At 44.7% G+C, this 18,072-nt stretch carries 20 protein-coding genes; 3 read left to right on the top strand and 17 right to left on the bottom strand.

What is annotated here, in order from left to right:
* Positions 1-3: 3 nt before the first annotated feature.
* The 10 genes from OO184_RS15345 to mobH form a co-directional block, all read right to left on the bottom strand.
* Positions 4-1,071, bottom strand: a complete 1,068-nt coding sequence (locus OO184_RS15345; protein ID WP_265379927.1) for a type-F conjugative transfer system secretin TraK — start codon at positions 1,069-1,071, stop codon at positions 4-6.
* 222 nt (positions 1,072-1,293) lie between these two features.
* On the bottom strand, positions 1,294-1,941 hold the full coding sequence (locus OO184_RS15350; RefSeq protein ID WP_312023706.1) for a TraE/TraK family type IV conjugative transfer system protein: 648 nt from the start codon (positions 1,939-1,941) through the stop codon (positions 1,294-1,296).
* The gene (gene traL, locus OO184_RS15355) at positions 1,917-2,204 is read right to left on the bottom strand and encodes a type IV conjugative transfer system protein TraL (protein WP_265379928.1); all 288 of its coding nucleotides are present in this window, start codon (positions 2,202-2,204) and stop codon (positions 1,917-1,919) included. The genes OO184_RS15350 and traL overlap by 25 nt, the downstream gene beginning before the upstream one ends.
* Before the next feature lie 73 nt (positions 2,205-2,277).
* Positions 2,278-3,039, bottom strand: coding sequence for a DsbA family protein (locus tag OO184_RS15360; protein ID WP_265379929.1), 762 nt, complete (start codon positions 3,037-3,039; stop codon positions 2,278-2,280).
* Between the two features lie 83 nt (positions 3,040-3,122).
* Complete coding sequence (locus tag OO184_RS15365; RefSeq protein ID WP_132346942.1) at positions 3,123-3,413, bottom strand: hypothetical protein; 291 nt, start codon at positions 3,411-3,413, stop codon at positions 3,123-3,125.
* An 87-nt stretch (positions 3,414-3,500) separates the two neighbouring features.
* A complete protein-coding gene (locus tag OO184_RS15370; RefSeq protein ID WP_265379930.1) occupies positions 3,501-4,151 on the bottom strand; it encodes an IncC plasmid conjugative DNA transfer DtrJ family protein in 651 nt (216 codons plus the stop codon).
* The gene (locus OO184_RS15375; RefSeq protein ID WP_192900858.1) at positions 4,151-4,294 is read right to left on the bottom strand and encodes a hypothetical protein; all 144 of its coding nucleotides are present in this window, start codon (positions 4,292-4,294) and stop codon (positions 4,151-4,153) included. Before OO184_RS15375 ends, OO184_RS15370 begins: the two co-directional genes overlap by 1 nt.
* A gap of 12 nt (positions 4,295-4,306) precedes the next feature.
* Complete coding sequence (locus OO184_RS15380; RefSeq protein WP_132346946.1) at positions 4,307-4,513, bottom strand: hypothetical protein; 207 nt, start codon at positions 4,511-4,513, stop codon at positions 4,307-4,309.
* A 3-nt stretch (positions 4,514-4,516) separates the two neighbouring features.
* Positions 4,517-6,481, bottom strand: coding sequence for a conjugative transfer system coupling protein TraD (traD, locus tag OO184_RS15385; RefSeq protein ID WP_265379931.1), 1,965 nt, complete (start codon positions 6,479-6,481; stop codon positions 4,517-4,519).
* The gene (mobH, locus tag OO184_RS15390; protein WP_265379932.1) at positions 6,474-9,140 is read right to left on the bottom strand and encodes a MobH family relaxase; all 2,667 of its coding nucleotides are present in this window, start codon (positions 9,138-9,140) and stop codon (positions 6,474-6,476) included. Before mobH ends, traD begins: the two co-directional genes overlap by 8 nt.
* 148 nt (positions 9,141-9,288) lie before the next feature.
* On the opposite strand from mobH, the gene OO184_RS15395 reads away from it, so the two are divergent.
* Both OO184_RS15395 and OO184_RS15400 read left to right on the top strand, forming a co-directional pair.
* Positions 9,289-9,849 carry a hypothetical protein gene (locus OO184_RS15395; protein ID WP_265379933.1) on the top strand — a complete coding sequence of 187 codons (561 nt, stop codon included), beginning with the start codon at positions 9,289-9,291 and terminating at the stop codon, positions 9,847-9,849.
* A 24-nt stretch (positions 9,850-9,873) separates the two neighbouring features.
* Positions 9,874-10,767, top strand: coding sequence for a DsbA family protein (locus OO184_RS15400; RefSeq protein ID WP_265379934.1), 894 nt, complete (start codon positions 9,874-9,876; stop codon positions 10,765-10,767).
* Positions 10,768-10,831: 64 nt separating this feature from the next.
* On the opposite strand, the gene OO184_RS15405 is transcribed toward OO184_RS15400, so the two are convergent.
* Together OO184_RS15405 and traA are read right to left on the bottom strand one after the other, a co-directional pair.
* Positions 10,832-12,307, bottom strand: a complete 1,476-nt coding sequence (locus OO184_RS15405) for a 3'-5' exonuclease (RefSeq protein WP_132346956.1) — start codon at positions 12,305-12,307, stop codon at positions 10,832-10,834.
* Between the two features lie 677 nt (positions 12,308-12,984).
* Positions 12,985-13,320 carry a TraA family conjugative transfer protein gene (gene traA, locus OO184_RS15410; RefSeq protein ID WP_265379935.1) on the bottom strand — a complete coding sequence of 112 codons (336 nt, stop codon included), beginning with the start codon at positions 13,318-13,320 and terminating at the stop codon, positions 12,985-12,987.
* Positions 13,321-13,671: 351 nt separating this feature from the next.
* Between traA and OO184_RS15415 the strand changes: the two genes are divergently transcribed.
* Entirely contained in the window at positions 13,672-14,166 is a 495-nt protein-coding gene (locus OO184_RS15415; RefSeq protein WP_265379936.1) for a phospholipase D-like domain-containing protein, read from the top strand.
* 79 nt (positions 14,167-14,245) lie between these two features.
* On the opposite strand, the gene OO184_RS15420 is transcribed toward OO184_RS15415, so the two are convergent.
* The 5 genes from OO184_RS15420 to OO184_RS15440 all read right to left on the bottom strand — a co-directional run bounded on the left by OO184_RS15420 (position 14,246) and on the right by OO184_RS15440 (position 17,924).
* On the bottom strand, positions 14,246-14,941 hold the full coding sequence (locus OO184_RS15420) for a hypothetical protein (protein ID WP_265379937.1): 696 nt from the start codon (positions 14,939-14,941) through the stop codon (positions 14,246-14,248).
* Between the two features lie 74 nt (positions 14,942-15,015).
* Complete coding sequence (locus tag OO184_RS15425; RefSeq protein ID WP_265379938.1) at positions 15,016-16,251, bottom strand: hypothetical protein; 1,236 nt, start codon at positions 16,249-16,251, stop codon at positions 15,016-15,018.
* Positions 16,252-16,692: 441 nt separating this feature from the next.
* Entirely contained in the window at positions 16,693-17,052 is a 360-nt protein-coding gene (locus OO184_RS15430; RefSeq protein WP_265379939.1) for a hypothetical protein, read from the bottom strand.
* Between the two features lie 36 nt (positions 17,053-17,088).
* A complete protein-coding gene (locus tag OO184_RS15435; RefSeq protein WP_265379940.1) occupies positions 17,089-17,496 on the bottom strand; it encodes a hypothetical protein in 408 nt (135 codons plus the stop codon).
* Positions 17,496-17,924 carry a hypothetical protein gene (locus OO184_RS15440; protein WP_265379941.1) on the bottom strand — a complete coding sequence of 143 codons (429 nt, stop codon included), beginning with the start codon at positions 17,922-17,924 and terminating at the stop codon, positions 17,496-17,498. The genes OO184_RS15435 and OO184_RS15440 overlap by 1 nt, the downstream gene beginning before the upstream one ends.
* Between the last annotated feature and the right edge of the window lie 148 nt (positions 17,925-18,072).

Genomic DNA, 18,072 nt, shown 5'->3' on the forward strand with positions numbered 1-18,072 from the left:
ATATTACTCCGCAAGCTTCGGACGCATTGATTCAATAGCTTGCTCACTTGGCTGCGTATTACGAATCACAAAAAAGGCTTCAGTTTTTTTGCCGGGTTGAAGTGTGTTTCGACTCCACAAAGCCCGTGCAGCCAGATTCGGGTGAGTACACAGGGATTCATCAATAGTTACAGTTGATGAACCTGTATTTTGGGCTACTCCGATAATCACGCTAAACAGGCTGCCTTGCATGTGCTGACCGCTGCTGAAGGTATATTTAATATCGTCCTGAACAGTACCGGTATGGAAATTACAGTTCGGCACGTTGATACCACGAGAGAGATTTCCCATCGAGTATCCGGGAGGAATGTCTCCCAGAGCAATTGTGCGCATAATGTTGCGGATAGTTTCAACGTAGTTGTCTTTCTGTTCCCAGCGACGTGCTTTTACTTCGCTCCCACCATAGGAAAAAGAACCCGCCGGGCCGACGCCAACAGTTGTACCTGCATTATTCAGCTTACGAGAAAGCATCAGCGTTGCTTGGATAGGTGCAATTTTCTGGGGTACCAGAGACAGCGAGATAGCCACACTTTCGTCACCTTTTTCGCTGATATACAGCGCAACTGGATTAGTATTGGAAGTGGATACATAGACCACGTTACCATGTACGTTCACTATCACGTTGTTGAGCTTCAAACGCTGAACAGTTGGGTGCTCGAAAGGCGTAACAATACGGTTGATCTGATTAATAGAAATTGGGATCAGAGTGTTAACGCCGGGCTCAATGATGATATCCTGACGAGAAGGAATTACGTCATTGGTCAACGGGATTGGTTTGATGATAGAGTCAGGAACCGGCTGGATATTGCGCCCGTCGACGGTTAGGTTATCACTTGCCTGTGCGTTATCGGACTCATCGGCAATTGCAGTAAAGTTACCTCGCTCTGAAAACTTCGCAGCCTGTGACTGGCCGGAACGCTTGAGAACAATGCCTTGATCAACAGTCAAAGCGTTGCTATTCGCATACAGTGGATTCGCAATTATAGACGCCACCGCCAGCGTCAAAATACTTAAGTGTTTGCTGTTCAACATTTAGCCCCCCGAATAGTGGCAGACGCATTACTGGATTTAGAGCACCTAATTAAAGACACTGGATTTACATTTAAAGCGATGCGGCCAACAAAAATGAGTAGTTAACCCCATCTGTTCACTTTGTTTACCGCAGGTGCGGGAATGGGAACTTTTGACCCATCTTTTCGGTTGTAACGGAGCTGTAACAACTAACGAAATTTCCCACCGTTGTTTTCGTCATTGTTAACTTTTGTTACCTTGTTTGACCTGTTGATTTTTGTCCTTTCTTTTCGCAGCATCACTAGGGAGTTCTGAGCGACCCTGGTTGATATTGATGTAAGTAACGATAGGGCGGTAACCCTGAATATCAATAGAGATTTGGAAGTTAACCGGCGTAGTAACAGGCTTACCGGTAATACCTTCCAGCCCCTGATTACCTTCGACATAGAAGGTACCGGGAGCGACCGGATCAGTGATCACGCGAATCGGCGTAAAAGACAGACTGATACGGTCACGTTTGATCTGGTCAATCTGATCGTCAATACGCTTCATTACTGGTGTGTAAATGTTTGCGTCTAAAAAAGGACCGATTGCTTCTTTCAGCATATCAACCGATGCAGGAGTCGCGTTACCGAGAGAGTGAGCAATGTAAACTGCCCACGCTCGCATGTACGGAGCGCTGGCTGCGTTCTTGTCCAACCAGGCGGTTTGCGTCAGGTTCGGAGGAACAATAGTCACAATTTGCGAGCGGTTCATAATGGTTATGGCAAGAATGCCAGCAATGAACATAGCAATGAGAAGGGAAAATTTAAGGGTTTTGTTTTCCCCCTTGAGACTTAAAAGCCCTTTTTCAAAATTCTGGCTGTTCAGACGATAAACTCCCGGTCGAATGCGTTAGGTACAATGGTGCTCTTCCCAAATGACACCCCGAATTTCCAGTAACAAAGGTGCAGAAAATACTTTTCTGATGCCTTTTGCAGAAATCCACCATAGAATCGGGTGGTTACGATACCGAGAAGTGCCATCGTAAAAATGCGCCCGGTAAAAACCCCAATACCTAGCATGACGAAAAAAGGCATTGCTTCGTCAACTGACCAGAAGAAGAACTTCAGTGGATCATCTACAGAATGTGATATGTAGACTGGTTCACTCATGATTCAATAACCCCCAAATTAACCATACCCCTTTCGCAAGGGCACCTTTATCGCGGATGTTCGTCAGCGAAAACTATTTACTGTCCCCCTCAGCTAACTGAACCATCATTTGCATAAGTCCAGTACCGCTTACTGCACCCTGAACCATCGCGGATTTATCCCCATAAGCCACGATGTTAGTTGGAGTTTTCTGAATGTTCAGTCGGCCAGCTTCTTGAACATCCTCGGCTATTTTTGCCGAAGGTTTTGCGGCGTTGACGCATTCCAACAGGCGTTTGTCGTCCAGCCCAGTTTCGCGAGCAACCTGATCAAGCGGTACACTCATGCCACGCCCGTCAGATTGCGTATAACGGAAAATTGCACGGGACATGTTGAAGAATGCAGGATTGCCACCTTGCTCAGCAGCACATTCAGCAGCTAATGCTTCAGTTCGTGAAGCCTGACCGTGAACAGGAACATGTTTGAAAACCAGAGCAATATTCCCGGAAGAGGAATCGACGAGATCCAATATCTGTGGGAAATGTTCTTTGCAATACGTACATTCGTAGTCGGAATATTCGAGTACGAAAAACTGCGCATCCGGATTGCCATAGATACGCTCATTGTCAGTTGAAGGCGTATAGGCAGTTTCTGATTGATATCCGGTTCTGTACTCCACTGAACCACCGGCGTTGCCAGTCGTATCCAGCCCAGACACTTTTAAACCGGACGCATTTATATACTGGCTGAAGGCTTGCTCTAGCTCAGTGCGGTTATTAACAACCGTTTTGTGAGTGTCAGCTACTACCGCAAGGTCATTTAACAAACGTTCCTGATTATGTAGCGTGTAGGCCATGAAGGATGCCGTGCCCACCAGTGCGCCCATCAGCATGGCAAACGGGAGGCCAAATACCCATTTCAAAGACGTTGTGTTTTTCATTAATACCCTCGCGATTGTTGTAATTGCCTGGGCACATAAACCGTGTCCGGTTTTTTCACTGTGCCTCGCAATTTCTCTTTTGCTTTCTGTCTCTGGAGATATGGCAGTAATACTTTTGCCATTTCTTTATCCATAACGTCGCGGCTACTGAGGTATGAATTGCTGGAAATTTTTTTCTGCATCGCATTAATCTGAGCCGATTTATCAAACACTAAAAAGGCAGAGATTAATGTTGCTGTGGCTGTCAGGCTGAAAACAGCAGACAGCGTGAATAACGTTTTCTTAGCCATGCTTCACCTCGCAGGGCTAATTTATCAAACAAAAACAAGGGGCCGATAAGGAAAAGCACCGCAAAATGCGGCGCTTTTCAGGTAGCTTTAAATTCGCTTTGGAAGATTGGCGATAAGCAGAGAAGTGCCTATCGGGATCATCACTATCATGATGATTGCGCCTATCATTGGTGGCACAGGCAGAGGCACAAATAGGGACAACAGAATACTGTAAATACCCCAGCCAATCAGGACCATACTGCGACGGTTAAGGAACGGAGAGGCATAACCAAAGTTATAGCGTTTCGATAACCATCTCATGGTTCCAGCAAAAATGGACGGGAAAATCACCACGGCCATATACGGCAACCAGTACAAGTTCAGCGTGATTCGGTACACGATCATATAAAACCAGTAGTTCAGGTTTTCGGCCATATTGAGGAATATGGTCGCGATCATATTTAGAGGACCACCCTGACTCGCGATATCCTGAGGAGACAACCGGTAGAATTCACGCAGACCACCGTCTATACCCGTTTCAACGAATATGGAATGGTAGTTTTCGGTTGCGTGGCCCAAAACGATGTTGAAATCCTCATTTCCGATCATTTTATGACCCCAGCCAATTTCTTTTTTCACATTGCTGTAGACATACTCAACCGGGAAAAACATGGAGATAACGAAAAGAATTGCGGTACTCCAGATGATGGTCATCTTTATTGTTTGGGGCCACTTTTCTTCAGTCAGTTGATCAAGCATTACTTCTCCCCCTTTTTATTAAGTTTCTTGCGGGTATCTGCCAACAGCTCCATCGTCAAACGACGTGGTCGCCTGCATTCTTGTGGTGACAGAAGACAATTGAACTCACTGGCGGTAAAACCGGCTAGCTCAAGGCAGTACATAGCGAGACGTTCCTAGTCGCTCAACGGCTCTGAAGTGGGGCGATGATATGCAGCAACCGCCCGTTGAATAGCATCAGCAATTCGCCAGCTAGGTGTTGGCTCTGGTAATAGAGCAATCATGCTGAGTGTGATGTTCTCAATACACGGCCAGATGAAAATCAGTCCATCATAAGCGGCATATTCTTCTTTGCGCATGAATAAGGACTTGGTTTTCTGCATGGATTAACCTCCAGGAGCGATACGGGATTTTTCTCCACGAACTTTTTTCTCATAGAGTGCCAGATATTTTTTGGCCTTTTGGGATACCCGATTGAATTCAGCGTTGGATTTGGGGGGAATAATGATCGGTACCTTACCTTTGACAATCTTATTTGCCTGATTGATTGCCATGAATTCCAGATTGGGTAACCAGCCTAAAAGCTGGGATTGGAACAGCTCACCTTCTTCTTCCATAAGGCGTTCAGCTACGTTACCAGAAATCATCTCCGGGTCAGCACCGGCGTTTGAGCCATGTCCACGCATCAGATAACGGAATTTCGTAGGTGGTACACGTTTCATCACAGCTTCTTGTGCGTCAGGATCAGGGGTGCGAAGGGCAGTAAAATGGTTAGTGTTGGTAATAACCTGTTTCATTTTGGCCTCAGAACCCAGACGGGCTTCAAAGTCAGACGTTGACTGAGAAGAAATGAAGAGGCGGAATCCTGCGCCACGGGTTTTGTTCAACATTTTGATAACCTGATCATTAATGACTTCAGCGGCCTCATCAATAAGCACCATCACAGGAGATAGGTCATCTCCACGTGGCTTCATGAAGTTGTATACGTCAGCAGACACAGACGTGATATCTGACAGGAAAATTGACCCGGTAGCTGAACCTGTTTCGGCATCGGCCAGTGAGTCGAGGCCGAGATATAACATACCGCCCGTAGTGATAATGTCGCGCACGTTCGAAATAGGGCGTGTGTCATTCAGCTGATCTTCATCTTCGCTATCAGGAGATAGCAGTTCTGTCATAAAGCCTTGAGTCAGCTGGCTCAGGATTGGCATCACGTTCAGAATCATTTTCTGGAAGTGTTCACGCTGGTGGCTCAGCATATTTAGACCGGCTTCCAATGAAGGGTTACTGCGGTTTGGTTTAATATCATTGCGATAGATTTCAGCGCAAATTTCAGCGACTTCTTTCGGACCTTTAACCTTGTTGGCGTAACGTTCCATTCGCAATGTAAACAGGAGGTCAAAGTCATTTTCACCTAGCACTTTTCGGCCTTCTTTGGTGATGGCTTTGACCAGTAGCTCTGCGAGAGAAGAAATATCGGAACCAAGCTGGCTTTTTACATTCTTGAGCGTAGGCTTGATTTCGCAGATCTTCATCAGCTCAACTACCGTTGTTAGTGACATGGTACCGAATGACACGAATGGGTCACTGGTACCATCTGAACGTTGGATAACAGAAGTAATACGGTTTGCCACTTCTCCAGCGCGGGTGTAGTTGGTAATTGGCGAGATACGCGCTGATTTTTCAGGGTGAGCTAGAGACATGTAGTTAAATTTCTCACTACATCCCACCAGCTTCAGGCAAAAGTGCATCCAATCGGCCAATTCTTCATCGTTTTTCGGGTCGATGAGAATGAGTGGTTGTTTTTTCAATGCTGCTTGCAGGATCATGAGTTTAAAATAGGTTGTTTTCCCCGAACCCGTGGTTCCTGTGATCAACGTGTGCAGAGAAAGGAGGTCTTCGGAAACCCTGATCCAGTCTTGTGTTTTGCCCAATGCATGAATCCAGCCGAGGCCCATGAAGTTTTCTGGAGTTTTGCCAACGAATTTTTTGATATCTCTTTTAATTAGTTCGAAGGCTAACTGACCTTCATTCTGGCTCCATTCAAATCCATAGCCGAGCAGATAACTGTCCGGATGTTTGATCATGGCATCAATGAAGCTATCCATATTCAGTTTCAGTACACTCGGTTTGCGTTTTAGTCTGCGCTTATGGGTATAAATATCCCATGCACTGGGCAATGTACGGATACCATATGCAGCTTGAACCGCTACGGCCAGATAGCAGGGCATAGACGGCATGTTTAAGTAAGTATTAACGCCTAACGCAGCAACAATGCCGGTTGTCCATCCCGCGACCTCCATTGCTTCGAAATTAGGTCTCCAGCGAATGTTATAATTCCATTCACTCATCTTTACTCACCATAAAATTCTGAATACGTTCATCAGTAGCGAGGATGTAATCAACGCCAGTTCGGGTAGTGAAATCGAATTGATCAATCATGATTTGCTGAAGCTGATTGAAGTTAATATTTAGCTCCGTTGCGACACGGCGTTTCATGATTGCGGATAATGAAATCACGGGATTGCCGTTGTAGGCCTGTTTTTGAGTCCCTTTCAGTACAATAGCCCGGCAAAGGTCATTCATATTGACTGATACCTGAGATAGGTCGATAGGACTGATGGTTTTGCGATAGCGTCCATTGGACATCTGTGCGATATCTTCGTTAAGCTCGCGGCGCAGATAGAAACACATTTGTGAACGATGCGTATAGAAATCCGAAGGGGACTCCATAAAGGGGTGCCAGATCCAATTGGAGTTTTGCATTGGGATGAAATAGTTGTTTTCCAACCCTTTTTCCATGATGATGCAGCAATGGCCGGATTCATGAAAAAGGTTATCCACGTTCGCGGCCACGTATTCCACCAACATTTTTTTTGCTTCATCAGTACCGTTCCGGAACAGCAAACTTGGTGCGGCATGAAATGTCACTCCATCTGCCAGTACAGCAATTTGCGTAGCGTATTCACTGTATCCAAAGTCATTCTCTTCCTGATAATGGGTGGTATCATCGTAGTTATTCGCAAAATCTCCACTATCTACTTCATCCTGTTTCTTTTGGAGGGCTTTGCGAGCTTCTTTTGTTGGATCAACTGGTGCGACAGGTGCAGAAGAAAGATGTTTTTCATCTTCTTCATATTGGTCAGCAATGTTAAAGCGGGCGAGTGTTTTTTTTAGGCTACAAGGGCCTTCATTACCAGTGTGAGTTACTTCTGACGTTTTATCACCTTCATCAAATTCAATTTCGGTTTGAGCCGAGCTCAAAATCTCAGTAAGACTCAATTTCTTTTCGTTAGAATTGTTTTCGCTTTGTTTACTGGCTTCTGGTTTGGATATGGATTCTTCTTTTTCCTGAGTAATAAGTTCAGACGCTTCCTCGGGCTTTTTGTTAGCCTTTGCTTTACGGCGAGTGTTAACGCGCTGGTAGTCTTCTTCAGATAGTAGATTCAGCTTGCGAAGAAGTTGGTGAGCATTCTCAGGCGTAACCGGGTTATTTGGACCGAACATCTGATCTAACGGTGATTTATCAATGTCAGGAATTAGCGTGTTTTCTTTAAGGATCTCAGGGTTAACATTTGGTGGAATACTGTTTCCGGCAGGTGGATTGGTACCAACATAGGGGAAGCCTTCCTTAAGAGTAGGAACGTTGCGGCCTTTATTGGAGAGAAACTCTCGCCATTCACCTTCAATACGGATGCGGCAAGAGAGAGGCAGGGGCTCCATTGTGTCCACAAACAGAACTTCAGGCGAGATCAGCCGCAAACAGCTCAAAGCAACTTTCGGTTCTTTGCTGTTACGGGAGTCTTTGTCGTTTATGATGTGAGGGGCTACACGCCAGTAAGCGGTATTCTCTTTGCTATTGACGTTCGGGATGCATAATCTATAACTCATCATGAGGTCCGCCAAACTACCGGCGGACTGAGGGATGATAGCGCCTGATTTTTTTACTGTGGAAGTAATGTCTTTTACGGCAGTACCCCAAACTATGAATACACCATGAGATGTTACCCAAACTGGACTCCCCGGCTTGTTCGGTTGCCAAGTACCTTTTTTAAGCAGGTAACGCATTGCATCCACCACACGTTGAACAGCTGGTACACCAGACTGTGTTGCACGGATGGCATCACCGTTATAGCGTTGCATATCATAACGTACTGAAAGTGAATCAGCCTCTTTGATGATTCTCAAAATCTTGTTTTTCTTATCCGGTACATTCTCTTCGGCCCCTTCTGCTCGGACAGAGTTCACGGCTAAAGCACTCGTCAACTCGTTGTAAATGTCATTACTTTCTTTGAGTAAGAAGTTATGCAATTCCTGAGGCATGATCATCATTAGCATTGCGTTAGTGCTGGAATGATGTTGTTGGTGGCGACCGGATTTCCAGACCAAAAAAAAACGGTCGATTTTGTTTTTCTTTGCCCACTTATGTACTGGTATACGACCAGGGGGCCAGTGATGTTCTCCAGTTTTATCCCAGACTTCAAAGTCAGTGAAAGGCTTACCAATGTCGTGAAGCAGTCCGCCAGCAGCAATAGCTAAACGCCATGCTAAGACACGGTTTGATTTTACAACCGGCACTTCCATTGAATCGAACTCGAAGTTCTTTGCACGACGAATACACTGGAAACAAACTTCGAGAGAGTGGCGCAGCAGCCCACTGGCCGCACGATGGTGGTGGTGCTCAGAAGCAGGGAAAAACTGAACAAAGTTTGCGAAATTAATAAGCATGGGCATCATCAGCTGGTTGAATTCGCTGTCACGAATATTCAACTCACGTTTGATCGCCATGATCATATCATCCTGATAACGTTTCAGAATGGATTCACCCGGTACCATAGCCGGAAAACCGATTTCCGCTGGTGGATAACGCAATACATCCGGAGGCAACACTAATTTTCGCATCGTGTCATCTAGCAGAGAGTCAATTTCTTCGACGTCTGTATGCAGCATGTTAGCTTCATTGTGTTTGCCTGCATTGCCAGATAACAGGTTTTTAATGAATTTAAGCATCAGAGGGTTCTCCAGTTAGATGTAAATACGTTAACTGAAAAGGTTTGGCTGTGTGTAAGGAAAAGGGCCGCGTTTTGTCCCTATTAACCATAACGTCCAATGTGAAAAATTCGGATAATGGCTTTACTTTCTAACCGGAGACTTAGCGATGAAAGAGACCAAACGTTATGCGCGGCTTCTTCTGGTAGTGATTGTCGGAATGGTTCTCGCAGGCTGTTCCGGTATTGAAAAACAAAAACTCACCTATGTTGATGAAACTCAAGTGACTGAGGCTAAAGCAGAGTACCCACAGGGCTATCAGTTTTCCGAAAGTTGGCATGGGACTGAGCAAGGTGGTGCAGCGCTGCGTTATCCGGCTTATGAGCATACTCTTGTCAGTCCGTATGCGGTTCACGATCTGGGTGGCACTCGATATGTAGCTCGTGATGCCTACACTCAGATTTTGCTCACTAGCGTTTCCAGAACTCAATATGCAAATGATCCTCGCCAGGCTCCACGCTTTTGTGATGAAAACTCTTTCCTGCTTCCCAACAACAAGCAGAACGCTTCCCGGGCTGAGTATTTGCAGATCAAAGAACGTTATTGCTCTACACCGGGGTACCGGCTTTCCCAGCATGAAATTAACGTGTTGACGAAGGGGGAGCCGGAAGAGCTGCGACAGTATCGCATTAAGATGCATGTCGATAACCAGACAACCAAGTTTAAGTAACTAATGCATTTCTGGGGGGGAATAGTGCAAAGTGAAACTAAGGTAAATAAAGCTGTGGTATTGGGGCCGATAATTATTGGCGGTTTGGTATTGGTTGCGGCCGGATTTTCCGTCTATACGGCAATTAAAATGTTTACTCTCGATAGCAAAATCAATGCTGTTCAGGGGCAATTGTCTGACGTATCCGCAAAACTGACATCAGCGCAGGTTGGGATGGCCACTTCTGGAGGGGATTTTAAATCGGCAGTACAGCAGGTGTTGGTCGGGCTGGAAGAAGATAAGTTAGCAAAACAGCGTAAAGATCTTTTTAAAGGCTGGGAGAATACCAGTGTGGACGAAGAAGGTCGCTATATCTACGGTAATCCAAAAGCACGCTTCACGTTGATCAACTATGAAGATATGGAGTGTCCTTTCTGCCGGCGTTTCCACCAGACACCGAAATACCTCGTTGATACAGCGAATAACGGCGCTGTTAACTGGGAATGGCGTCATTTCCCGCTGTCGTTCCATGAGCCGATGTCAACTAAAGGGGCGCTTATTGTTGAATGTATCGGCCAGCAAAAAGGCGCGCAGGGCTTCTGGGCTGCAACCAACTACTGGTTTATGAATACCGAAACCAATGGTAAAGGGTTTGCCGGTGCTGAGCAGATGGCCGCTTTGTTTCAGATCGATAAAGCCAAATATGATGTTTGTTTGACTGATAAGGCAGTCATTCAGCGTATCAAGACAGATATGGATTTGGGGGCAAAAAGTGACGTGACTGGTACGCCGACCACAATTGTCCGCGACAACGTGACTGGTAAAGAAGTCGCTGTTGTCGGCGCTCAGCCGTTTGCCAAGTTTGTCGAAGTCATTCAAGGCATGGTCAATGAAGGTAAAGCCAATTCTGAAAGCGATGAAATCCCACCAGTTAAATAAACAGACGTCACAAACGACGACAAGTAATACCTATTACAGCCCGGCTAAATTACCGGGCTTATTTTTAGAGCAAAACTATTGAAACATTTCGTTCTCTCCGTTGCTTGTATTCTTCTAGTAGCTCTATAAGGGCATAGTTAATATTGATTGATTCCTGAGTTCGGGTTATTGCAACATACAGCAGGTTCATTTCATCAATAATGGCCTGTTTAGGCTTTTTCATTATTAAGGCTTCCAGAATGCTGGGGTAGTCATTATTCAGAATAACATTATTCCACTCCATACCTTTAGATGTATGAGCCGTGGTGACGATAAGATCCGCATCCTTCTCTGTTCGGGCTTCATTTGCACGCATCGTATCAACCATGCCAGGAATATCGGCATAGCTTTCTATTAGCCGTATGGCTCGAATCATATTGACGTCTTTGGTCGTCTCAGCGATTTCCTGATAGTTGACCCAGTTTCCATAATCACTGAGTACACGGGGGTTTTTAATAGCCTGGTAGTTGCTGGTTTTCATTGCATGGAGGTCAAGCAATTCATCAAGGTTGTATTTGCCAATACCACCGTTCCACATGACCCGTTTACCCCTCATTATTGCTTCATAGGCCGACTGGATAACACCCATGTACGTTCGGGATATGACCGCATGGAATCCATTTTGTGCGATTTCCTCGGGCTGTGTTATTTCATCCAAAGGGCCAAGACCGACGAGAGGATGGATCTCACCTTTCATTGAAAGCACAATATTCGCCAGTGCTGCGACCATTGGCCCGAATCGGAACGATTTTGTCAGGCGCATTACCGTAGCGCCTTTCTCTTCAACGATACCTAAAGCGTTTTCTGCCCCACGCCAGCGGTTAATCATCTGGTGAACATCACCACCAAAGATTTTGCTGCATTTATTATTCAGGACAATATCGAGTGTTACAGGGTTTGCATCCTGAGCTTCGTCAAACAATATTGTGTCATAGACCTGATCTAGGGACGGGTTTGACATCTGAAAGAGCTTTAACAAGGTATTGCTGGTACAGGGTACATCGGATTTAGGGTCGATTTGCTGTTTCCATATTTGACGAGCGGCTCGTAATGCGGCATCAATCCGGGAAGATGGGATTTTATCTGGATCACCGATATCCTTCAGAACGTGGGGGACGGTAATTTCATAGTCTGTGGAGTTCATGAAGTGGGTGAGGCCATTAATTGCCAGCTTCACAACTCGCCAATCCTCCTCGCCCATCAGATCCTTGTATTCTTTCACAGCTATGTTGAGCTTCGACTTGTGGCTGTAATGTTTGAATTTGGCTGCGGCCAGTGCGTGTGAGGTTTTGCAGTCCACATTCTTCGGGAATTTTTTCTGAGCTTCTTCCCTGATAGATTTGTTGAACACAAGATACAGTATTCTCATTTCTGGATGAGCTTCAGCATAGGACTTCAACGTATAAGTTTTCCCGGAACCGGCATAAGCCTGCACGCAAGCCATGCTGCCTGGGGTAGCTTTATAGTCAATAATAATCTGCTGTTCGTCAGTAGCTGGCATGATAGTACCTTTTTTGAACTGAATAGGACAAATGATACCTTTACAGGCAACTTTATAGGGTTAAAAAAAGACCACATTTCGCGGTGCTTTTCTTGTACGCACCTTACAAATCACTGGATGCAGGGCCTACTAAATTTTACCCGGGACATGATGATGCAATTGAAATAACTGCGATGTCGTAAAAGGTGAAACTGATAATACTGATGTTGTCGAAGAATTAAGGAAATTGTACCGGTGTGAGATTTCTAGATTAGATGGATGATGGTACCTTGCGGTTAGTTTTACTACGGAAAGCTCAAATAACCACTTTCAAAAAATGCACTAACCGATGGCTCATTCGTCCAAACAACTACATCAGTTTCGTAACGGGTACGACTCATGGTTGCCTCCTTTGATAAAAGCCGTTACATATTTGGGTTAATTATATAAGATTATCCAAAGATAAAAAGCAGGCTATTGTGTATCAACTCCGGGTTGAAGAGCTGATATTGAACTTTGGGGGGGGATGACCAATCGTACAGCGCCTATCAGCGCCGCTTTTGAGTATTAGTTTTTACTAGATACTGGGTTACGTATCTTTGTGGTATTTCCTGTGAGTTGGGAAGTTAATTTAGGTTAGGCTCAATAATTAGGCATAAAAAAACCGGCCATCGCCGGATTTTTTCTTCATATAGGGCTTATATGCCAACCGGTAGAGAAGTGGTTATCGCAACGCTGGAAGCCATCATGCCATCGATAATGGACGGAGAGTAGTACAGACCGATAGCTGCGCCAACAGCTACAGCGAATACCATGAGGGACTGACGCACTACCGCAGCGGCAACACCGACTATAACGATCAGACCAACCAACACGCGCCCCAGAGAACCCTGCATGTATTCAGTTATGGTCTGCCAGACGTCGCTAAAACCAGTCTGAGTAGTACCTTTTGCGTAAACAGCAACTACACCCAGAGCCAGAATAGCGCTGGCAGCCATTGCAGATTTTACATTTCGCAGAGAGAGAGTTTTCATCTTTAACATCCTTCAGAGGAAAATTATATAAATCTAATTTAATTCGTATTTTCACCTGACAATTCAACGGTTCTCAGCAGGGAATGTAGTTAAATATATATACTCGGTGGCGTTTAATCACGGTAAAAGGCATGCAAAAATAGAGGTTAATAGCACTAAAAAGGTGACATTTATCCGTGTGTTTTTAAAAAAGTATTTTTATAATTTAATCTTTTGTTTTTAAATGTTTTTTAATATAAAAATGTAACAAAATGATGGATTTTAACTTTTGCTTCTATGATTAAATGAAAAGGATTTCGATGACTCATTAGGAGTCTGTATGAAACAGAGAAAAAACTGCTTTATGCTACATTGTCACTATTGGTCTTGTTTGGCACTGTATCTGTCAACACTCTTAACTCTGATGATTTACTGGGCGTTTTTAAAATTCAGCAAGAAAGTAAACACAAAGGAAGTACCACCCAAAAAGAAATTCGGAATTCCGTTACTGGCAGTACAAAATCGTTATCGGGTGATTGCATTGAAAGCAATACTGGACTCATCAATTCTGTTCAGAAAGCAATTCGCGTCTCTACATTGAAGACGCTGGTGGCTGCTAAGAAACGAGGCGTAGATATCACCGATAAGGTGGTTAATGCCGAAATGAATATTCTCGTTAATACGAAAACTCCTCTCTGGGTGAGTGGTCAATATGCAATTTATTACGATAAATTCATTGTGGTAGATCGGAATACAGTGGAAACTAGGTCATTCAGCTACAGTTCAGTGGTGAACAAGAGCAACACTGAAACTGTAATTGTGCTTTATAATATTCCACAATTTGCAGATGTCATTTGGAAAACTTAGGTGCCACGCTGGGCTGGGGAACGGCGATTCAGTCTTCCTACTAAATTAAAGACCGCTAATCTTGCGGCCTTTTCATTTATCACTGAAGTATGAGCTTCAGTCCGTCAGAGTCTGTGTCACATAAAAATGAACGCCATGACTTCCGGGCAATAAGGGGATGTACTTTGCTGACCTGAGTCAGGGGAAGGAGCTTATTCAAACCAAGCATCATAAAATGTTCATAAATGAGTCGTGAGTGTCTATCAAATGCGCTGAGTGGCTGGGATGCAATATAAGCTGCCTCGGCCACTGTCAGTCCTTCAACCTGAAGGGTGTATCCCAAAATACGAGAGCACAGTTCACGCATCACGCCGCGTTTCACATTGAAAATTTCATCAGCAATATGATGTTGCGGCAATTCACTGCGGGAACAACGTGTCGGATCGACTCCCCACATATAGCATCCCTGGTTCTCCCGGATACTGAAGTGAGGTTCATCTTCTTCAACAGTGCATCGCGTGAATTCACAAGGATCGATAACGGTGCCGTCGGGCAAACTAATCCATCCATACTGGGTGTTACCTAACGTGTATACACCATAATCTCCATCCTTAGAGGCCTCTTTTTTGAGTTCACGACGTGTTCCTATCAGGGGTACACCCCTAGAGATAACACACTCATCAACCAAAGCTCGGCAAACCAGATAGGAATTTTGGGCAGACCATTCTGTATAAGGGATCCCTATGTAGTAACTCGTTGAAATGAGTTGTAATTCTTCAATAATAGATTTATTCATAGCAACTCCGATAAAAAAGGCGTATCACTGTATACGTCTTTTTCAGCGTCAGATATCAGTCTTTTTCTTCTTAATTATTGTCTTATCGTTTCCGGAGTGAAGAAACGAAGGGTATCAGTACGTTTTTCCGGATCGCCTACGGCCTGAAGAATAAGTGAGTAGGTGCGGTCACCGGCCACAATGAAGAGATCAGTAGCTTGACTCCACGAACCTTTGTTTTTAGCACGCTGAACCCGAATGATATTGCCCGGCAGCATTGAGAGCGTCCAGCCGTTTTCATCGGAAAGGTAGGCGTTGACGCTGTCGTTTTTATCCAGCGGCAGTAGGAAGAGCTTGGCCGCAAAAGTTGAATAAATATACACAGTGTTTTGTTGTTGCTGATTATATTCGACTTTAACAGATTTCCCTGTGTAATTGAGGTCTGCGCCCGTGAGTTTATCCTGCATCTGACCATAAAACGGTTTAGGAAGAGATTCGGTACGCTGGAATGACAATACTGGAGTCTGTTCGGTCGGTTTTACATTTGATTTCGTTGTGGCTTGAGGAGCTTCGATACTGCCAAATTTGGCGGGATCGTAGTTGTGCCCCCTGGTAGGTCCATTGGGTGTCGCGGCACCAGATTCAGTTTTACTGTTATCAGAAAGCCTTAGACCGCCAGTGGACTCTGTGGGTTCAGATTTGGGTTGAATTGTAGACTTAACCACTTCGTTGGGCGGTACCACATTAGTTACCGGAGTCGTTGTGTTAGTGGTGATAGTTTCTTCACTGCCATCTGTGTAACCCGGTTTAACTGTGTTAGCATCATCTGCCAAAATTGGCGCGTCAGAAGGTTTAATTTGCAGGTTCTCATCAACATTGGTATTGTTCGTTTTCTCTTCCGGCCTCACTAGTTGAGATTCAGAGTTATCTTCGGCTTTCTCATTCGCATTGGTACTTGCAGAAGCAGGTTCGTCAGCAGATGTCTTTTTGTCCTGATCGACGCTAACCGACGCATTGAGGCCATCTGTAATAGACAGCTGAGTCGCTTGCTCATTATGTAGATTCGGTACGTCATCTACGTTGACACCGTATTTATTGAGCTCAATAATGGCATCATCTATCTTTTGGTTCAGTGTTTTATCGCCGGTTAGCATAATAGTACCAATCATTCCCCCCGCGAGAATGGCAGCAATAATAATGCCCAGCATTTTTTTTGTGGTAACTTTCTTATTGTCATGGTTTTTGTCAGTATTTACTTCTGACTGCCCCGAACGCTCACGTAATTTTTCCTGCCAGTATTCGGCACCCGTTCCGCGTTTTTCAGTCATCATTTAAAACCTCATTGATTGAAAAATCATTTGGACGAAGCCTACACTCACGGCTTATAACGTGCTGTAGAGTTCGCTACTAAAACTACTTTTGAAAGCGATAACACACTACCTTTCAAGCCCCCAAGTGTGGCAGTGTGTTATGACTCCCGTTACTTTCAGAATTACATGCCGATTATAGCGCCTGCTCAGACGACGCTGAAATTCTGGAGGCCGAAAAAGGCCACGTTTTGTGGGCATTTTCTGGCAGGGGGATATGAAGAAAAATGCCAGCGTTGTGCTGACATTTAAGAAGGGTTATAACTCTCGTGTTCCCCGGCAATCTGAATAGAGTGAGCAGCCATAAAAGATATTTTTATTGGTGCGGCGAAACACTATTTTTGCGACGCAAATTGGATAATCGGGTTTGACTTCAGATGTCATTCGAAAATACCTTTATGTTCACTATTCTGCGTTTGTCCGTAGGTATGAGCGACGAATGACATCCTTACAGTTTCTAAGGATGATGTCGTAAATCATGGTTAAAACTACAAACGCCGCAAAGCCGTAAACGATGCACTCTTTTACGAGTGGGAAATGCGGATGCAATGCAGCAAAGTAAATCGAAATTAAAGCCAGATATGCAGCCCAGATATAAAAAAACATCGGGCGGACAAGGATACCCGCTGTCACTCCCAGGGCTAGTATGTTAGCGAAACCGATAGTATTGATACGGCTAATACCTTCCAAAGGATGTCCATATAGAGCAGCATAAACACCTATAGTTACCGTTAATACAGCGTAAAGAAATAGTCTGAACATCATATTTTTTCGTCCCGATACAATCGTTGTAAAAACTCATTAAAGTGAGTCTACCACTGGTGCTCTAGGTAACGAATGTCCTGATAACTCTTCTGCTGATATAAAGTCGGTCATATCATTATGATTTTTACAGCTGATTTGCTGTGGCATCCAGAAATCTTCGTTGTGGGTAGAAACGTGCTTAAACACCATTTTGCATGGGGCACTTTTTACTGTGGCAACGATCATGGTTCGGTTGCTATTAGCAATGAACGAAACATCTTCGTAATCTGAATCCTGAGCAAGTCCTACATCAATCAAAGTCTGCCACGCATCCGACTGCTTCCACGTTAGCTGTGTGGCTGGTACTGACTTCGGTTGTAATGCAGGGCTCGTTGGTGTCTTTCCCTGATCATTACCTGCACACCCTCCTGTCAGTAAAAACGCAATCAATAACGGGTATTTCATTATGACCACTTCTTCTTCAGACGCACATTGTGAATGTTGAATTGTTCAATGACCTGTAGAGAGTTTAGCGGCTTCCAATAAGCAGGAATGTCTGGTTTGTCGTATATCGGACAGGGGCCGCTCCCGCCAACCGGCAGAGAGCAAATTAATGAGAGACTTTCGCGCTCATTTTCGATAGCCCAGATCTGACTTACACCCTGCACACCATTAATCATGACCTCTTGATATATCCCCAAATTCATACAAGTCGCTTTTTCAAAACCGTGAAACCGAGGAGTTCCATATTCATCTCCAGAGATGCCTAATCCAGCAATAGCTTCTGCGGATATGTCAGCTAGTTGTCGGTAAACCTCATTGCCATGTACATGGTCGGTACGTATAGCAAAAGGAATGTAATGAGGCGGGGTAACTAGAGTTGAATCTCTCAACTGACGAAAACCACTTACTCTTTGAATGTGTTCGGCCGATGAGCGTAGAAAATACTGAGGTACACAGAAGTCGCTTCCAACAAATCTCTCAAAACCGTCCTGTATGCAGAGGGTAAGTGTTGTAGTAAACCAGTCGTTATAAAGCTGT

This window comes from Photorhabdus aballayi, from assembly GCF_026153155.1.
Taxonomy (GTDB): Bacteria; Pseudomonadota; Gammaproteobacteria; order Enterobacterales; family Enterobacteriaceae; genus Photorhabdus; species Photorhabdus luminescens.

Coding starts and splice junctions, on each gene's coding strand:
- OO184_RS15360 (WP_265379929.1), bottom strand. CDS start 3,039: ATGGCCTACACGCTACATAATCAGGAACGTTTGTTAAATGACCTTGCG.
- traL (WP_265379928.1), bottom strand. CDS start 2,204: ATGAGTGAACCAGTCTACATATCACATTCTGTAGATGATCCACTGAAG.
- OO184_RS15430 (WP_265379939.1), bottom strand. CDS start 17,052: ATGATGTTCAGACTATTTCTTTACGCTGTATTAACGGTAACTATAGGT.
- mobH (WP_265379932.1), bottom strand. CDS start 9,140: ATGCTTAAATTCATTAAAAACCTGTTATCTGGCAATGCAGGCAAACAC.
- OO184_RS15370 (WP_265379930.1), bottom strand. CDS start 4,151: ATGCTTGATCAACTGACTGAAGAAAAGTGGCCCCAAACAATAAAGATG.
- OO184_RS15365 (WP_132346942.1), bottom strand. CDS start 3,413: ATGGCTAAGAAAACGTTATTCACGCTGTCTGCTGTTTTCAGCCTGACA.
- OO184_RS15405 (WP_132346956.1), bottom strand. CDS start 12,307: ATGCCAGCTACTGACGAACAGCAGATTATTATTGACTATAAAGCTACC.
- OO184_RS15345 (WP_265379927.1), bottom strand. CDS start 1,071: ATGTTGAACAGCAAACACTTAAGTATTTTGACGCTGGCGGTGGCGTCT.
- OO184_RS15380 (WP_132346946.1), bottom strand. CDS start 4,513: ATGCAGAAAACCAAGTCCTTATTCATGCGCAAAGAAGAATATGCCGCT.
- traA (WP_265379935.1), bottom strand. CDS start 13,320: ATGAAAACTCTCTCTCTGCGAAATGTAAAATCTGCAATGGCTGCCAGC.
- OO184_RS15375 (WP_192900858.1), bottom strand. CDS start 4,294: ATGTACTGCCTTGAGCTAGCCGGTTTTACCGCCAGTGAGTTCAATTGT.
- OO184_RS15395 (WP_265379933.1), top strand. CDS start 9,289: ATGAAAGAGACCAAACGTTATGCGCGGCTTCTTCTGGTAGTGATTGTC.
- OO184_RS15420 (WP_265379937.1), bottom strand. CDS start 14,941: ATGAATAAATCTATTATTGAAGAATTACAACTCATTTCAACGAGTTAC.
- OO184_RS15425 (WP_265379938.1), bottom strand. CDS start 16,251: ATGATGACTGAAAAACGCGGAACGGGTGCCGAATACTGGCAGGAAAAA.
- OO184_RS15435 (WP_265379940.1), bottom strand. CDS start 17,496: ATGAAATACCCGTTATTGATTGCGTTTTTACTGACAGGAGGGTGTGCA.
- traD (WP_265379931.1), bottom strand. CDS start 6,481: ATGAGTGAATGGAATTATAACATTCGCTGGAGACCTAATTTCGAAGCA.